The organism is Arthrobacter sp. H14, assembly GCF_000520495.1.
Taxonomy (GTDB): Bacteria; Actinomycetota; Actinomycetes; order Actinomycetales; family Micrococcaceae; genus Arthrobacter_C.
On record NZ_KI914657.1, the window covers coordinates 2004 to 6447 of the forward strand.

Genomic DNA, 4444 nt, shown 5'->3' on the forward strand with positions numbered 1-4444 from the left:
AATAGTCCCAGAGCCGCCGTAGACAACCCGGTATCAGCGGCAACCTGATCCAACAATGGACCGACACTGGTAATAGTTGCGCGCAAGTTGGCCGCCACCAAGAGCAGTCCGACCACCAAAAAGGTCCCGGAGCTGAGTATCCGGTGACCAGTCACTGTGTTGCTCACGCTCTCTCATTCCCCGGCCGCGTCGGCAGTTCCCTGCATTGCGAACGTGCAACAATACGATCTACACGCTTGACTAGCTGTGATTACCATCATAGTTTTTATCAAGAACATTCGTTCATCATACGAACTCTTCGGGCGGCCCGGATGCCATCCTTGCCGGCCGACCAAGTAAAGGATCAGAGATGAAGCGCAAACTTCCGATCGCCTTGGCCGCGGCTTCCGTTCTAGCCGTCAGCGCCTGCGGCAGCGGCTCCCCCAGCGGCGGCGGAGGATCCGATGACGGGGGTGCCGGCGGAGAGGGCGGCGGAGATCTGACACCGATCAGCGTTGGCGTGATCCCCATTGTTGACACCGCACCCATCTGGCTGGGCGAGGAGAAAGGGTTCTTCGAAGAAGAAGGACTCGACCTCGAACTGCAGACCACCTCCGGCGGCGCTGCGGCAGTTCCCGGCGTGGTCAGCGGCGACTTCGACTTCGCCTTCGGCAATATTGTTTCGGTCATGGTCGCCACGGATCAGGGGCTGGACCTAAAATTCGTCACCAACGGTGCCTCCAGCGCCAGCACGGACGACGACGGGTTCAGCGCCGTCGTCATACCGGAAGACTCTCCGATCCAGTCGCCAGCCGACCTTGAAGGCGCCACAGTTTCCGTCAACAACCTGGCCAATATTGGTGACACCACCATCAGTTATGTAGTGGAGCAGGATGGCGGCGACCCGTCGAAAATCGACTTCGTCGAGGTCGGATTCCCGGACGCGCCCGCTGCGCTGGCCAACGGCCAGGTGGATGCGGCCTGGATTCTGGAACCGTTCCTGTCCTCCTCACTTGAAGATGGCGCCCGCGTGGTCTCCTACAACTTCTATGACACCCATCCCAATCTGGATATCGCCGGCTACTTCACCAGCGGCGACAAGATTGAGAACGATCCTGAATTGGTTGAGAAGTTCCGCGCGGCGATGACGAAGTCGCTTGAATACGCACAGGAGAACCCGCAGGAAGTCCGCGACATCGTTGGAACGTACACCGAAATCAGCGAGGAACTCCGGGCCGAGATGGTTCTTCCCACCTACCGGGCCGAATTCAACCGGGAGGCAACCGGACTGCTGGGCGAGGCAGCCGCCAAGTACGGAACGTTGTCCGTAGAGCCAAACCTGGATGACATCCTGCCGTGACGGCTGTAGTAGCTTCCTCCGGAAATGGCGGGCCATTGACCCGCAAAGGCCGGAAACGCCGGACCCGGAAGACCTCGACCCGACCGCTTCTCGGACTGGCGGGAATCATCGGATTCCTGCTGGTCTGGGAGGCGATCCCCCGGATCGGAATCGTGAATCCGGAGTTTCTTCCCCCCGCCAGCGAAGTCTTGATTGTGTTCGTCCAGAATCTCGGACTCACCGCATTCTGGGTGGCCGTAATGCAAACATTGATCAGCTGGGGACTGGGACTGGCTATCGCCACCGTGGCGGCCCTGGTTCTGGGGTTGACCATTGGTTCCAGTAATTTCCTCCGCAAAGCAACACATTCGACCATCGAATTCCTCCGCCCCATCCCCTCAGTGGCGCTGATTCCGTTGGCCGTACTGCTGTTCGGCGTCGATCGGGGATCTGCATTGCTCCTGGTGATTTACGCATCGTTCTGGCAAGTCCTTATCCAGGTTCTCTATGGAGTTGCCGATGTCGATACCGTCGCCAATGACACCGCCAAGAGCTACGGACTCGGAAGACTCGCCCGCGTGCGGTACGTTGTTTGGCCTACCGCGTTGCCCTACATCATGACCGGCGTCCGGCTGGCTGCCGCCGTGGCTCTGATCCTGGCCATCACGGCCGAACTGATCATTGGCAATCCGGGACTCGGACACCAGATTGCGCTGGCCCAGTCCGGTGCCGCTATTGCGCCAATGTATGCGCTGGTTCTTGCCACCGGAATGATCGGTGTCGTGATCAACTTCGGCATGCGGCTGATCGAACGTAAGTTCCTGGCCTGGCACAGTTCAATCCGTGGGGAGGCGATCGTATGAGACTCGCCACGCGCACCGCCTACCTCCTCGCCCTGCCGATACTGCTCATCCTCTTCTGGTGGGTTACGACCATCGGATCAACCAGCTTCTTCGTTCCGAAACCCGGAGAATTGTCCCTGACCTTTGTTGAGGTGTGGTTCGGGGACCGCTTCTTCGAAGATGTCGTGCCCAGCCTGACCAACCTCGTGTTCGGAGTGTTGCTGGCCATAGTGCTCGGTATCGGTCTCGGGGTGTTGATCGGGTCCGTCCGGTGGTTGCGGGCGCTGACCGAACCCACCCTGGAATTTTTCCGGGCTATCCCGCCGCCGGTGCTGGTACCCGTACTGATGCTGCTCGTCGGCATCAACGACACCATGAAGGTGGCAGTCATCGTCTCCGGCGCCATCTGGCCGGTCCTGCTCAATACGATCGAGGGTGTGCGCGCCGTGGATTCGGTGCTGGACGACACTGCAAGGACCTACGGTATCGGCGGCTTTGCCCGCATCCGGCACCTGGTGCTTCCCAGCGCGGGACCGCAGATCATGGCTGGAATCCGGCAGTGCCTGTCCATTGCCTTGATCCTGATGGTAATTTCGGAAATGTTCGCCTCGTCGTCCGGTCTGGGATTCACCATCGTTCAGTTCCAACGCTCCTTCGCCATCCCTGAGATGTGGAGCGGCATAGTGGTGCTCGGAATGATCGGCATTATCTTGTCATTTATCTTCCAGTGGACTGAGCGCAGAATATTAGCGTGGTACCACGGACTCAGAGAGGTTGAGAATGCTGGCTAAGACAGCTCCGCACACCGCGGCTGAAAAACGGGGAGAACCGCTGCTCTCCGTCCGAGGTGTGCAGAAAATTTACCAGGTCGACGCCGGTGAAATTGAGGCGGTCAGGAACCTGACCTTCGATCTGCATCCCGGGGAGTTGGCCTGCCTGGTTGGGCCCTCCGGGAGCGGAAAGACGACGCTGCTCAAGTGCATTGCCGGGCTAATGGCGCCTACCTCGGGAGAAGTGATCCTCTCCGGTCAGCCTGTCACCAGCCCGCCGAAAGACATGGCTGTCGTCTTCCAGGAGTATGGGCGCAGCCTGTTTCCGTGGATGAGCGTGCGGGACAATGTGGAGCTTCCCCTCAAGAACGCGAAAATGCCAAAGGCGGAACGGAACAAGCTCGTCCACGAGGCTTTGGAAGCCGTGGATCTGGACCACGTACCCGGCAGCTACCCCTGGCAACTGTCCGGCGGAATGCAGCAGCGGGTGGCGATTGCGCGTGCGGTGGCGTATCAGCCCAAGGTGCTGCTGATGGATGAGCCCTTTGCCGCCGTCGACGCCCAGACCCGGGCGGACCTTGAGGACCTGATCCGCCACGTCTGGAAGACCTTGGGTGTCACGATTCTCTTCGTCACGCACGACATCGACGAATCCGTTTATCTGGGCGAGCGGGTGATCATCCTGTCGAGTTCGCCTACGGTGATCCAGGAAGACATCCCGATCGATCTGCCGGCCGAAAGGGATCAGCTCACCACGCGCTCCGCACCGCGTTTCACCGAACTGCGCGGCCACGTGTACGAACAGATCCAGATCGCCAAGCGCGGCTCCGGGGCAGATACGGAACCGGCACCAGACGCTGAGCCGGCCCGGGACGCCGCGGGCAAGGAGGCACCTTGAGCACGCAGACAGTGCGGGAGGCGACTCTCGATGTAATGCGCCAGCGCGGCTTGACCACCATCTTCTCCAATCCGGGTTCAACGGAAGTTCCGTTCCTTGCCCACCTGCCGGACGATTTCCATTTTGTACTGGCGCTGCATGAAGGATCGGTGCTCGGCATAGCCACCGGCTATGCGATCGCCAACGCCCGGCCGGCCTTCGCCCTCGTCCACACGACGGCGGGACTCGGTAACGCCGTCGGCGGCATCGCCACAGCCCGAGTCAACCACGCTCCGCTGGTGGTGGTCGTGGGGCAGCAGGACCGCAGGCACCTCGCCCTCGAACCGTTCCTGACCGGAAAGCTTGAGGGACTCGCAGGAGAATATCCGCTGGAGGTCATCACTCCGGTCCGCGCCGCGGACGTCCCCTCCGCCGTCGCGCGGGCTTCGATGGTTGCCGAACAAGGCGCGGGTCCGGTGCTCGTCATCGTGCCGATGAGCGATTGGACTGAACCTGCCGAACCGGACGCCACTGCCGCGGCCTCCCGCGTCAGTCTTTCGGCGCCATCCGTGCCGGAGGAAATACAGCTCGTCGCCGAGGCGTTGAATACCGCCAAACGGCCCGCCATTATGGCCGG

The 4444-nt window shown here is 60.9% G+C and carries 5 protein-coding genes; all 5 read left to right on the top strand.

Annotated features, from left to right (window positions below; translation table 11 throughout):
* Nucleotides 1–349: 349 nt before the first annotated feature.
* On the top strand, nt 350–1339 hold the full coding sequence (locus Y707_RS0112760; protein WP_026535388.1) for an ABC transporter substrate-binding protein: 990 nt from the start codon (nt 350–352) through the stop codon (nt 1337–1339).
* On the top strand, nt 1336–2181 hold the full coding sequence (locus Y707_RS0112765; protein WP_051441955.1) for an ABC transporter permease: 846 nt from the start codon (nt 1336–1338) through the stop codon (nt 2179–2181). Before Y707_RS0112760 ends, Y707_RS0112765 begins: the two co-directional genes overlap by 4 nt.
* Complete coding sequence (locus Y707_RS0112770) at nt 2178–2951, top strand: ABC transporter permease (RefSeq protein WP_026535390.1); 774 nt, start codon at nt 2178–2180, stop codon at nt 2949–2951. Before Y707_RS0112765 ends, Y707_RS0112770 begins: the two co-directional genes overlap by 4 nt.
* Entirely contained in the window at nt 2941–3828 is an 888-nt protein-coding gene (locus tag Y707_RS25700) for an ABC transporter ATP-binding protein (RefSeq protein WP_173401460.1), read from the top strand. Before Y707_RS0112770 ends, Y707_RS25700 begins: the two co-directional genes overlap by 11 nt.
* A partial coding sequence (locus Y707_RS25705; RefSeq protein WP_253905160.1) for a thiamine pyrophosphate-binding protein occupies nt 3825–4444 on the top strand: 620 nt, incomplete at its 3' end. The genes Y707_RS25700 and Y707_RS25705, both read left to right, overlap by 4 nt.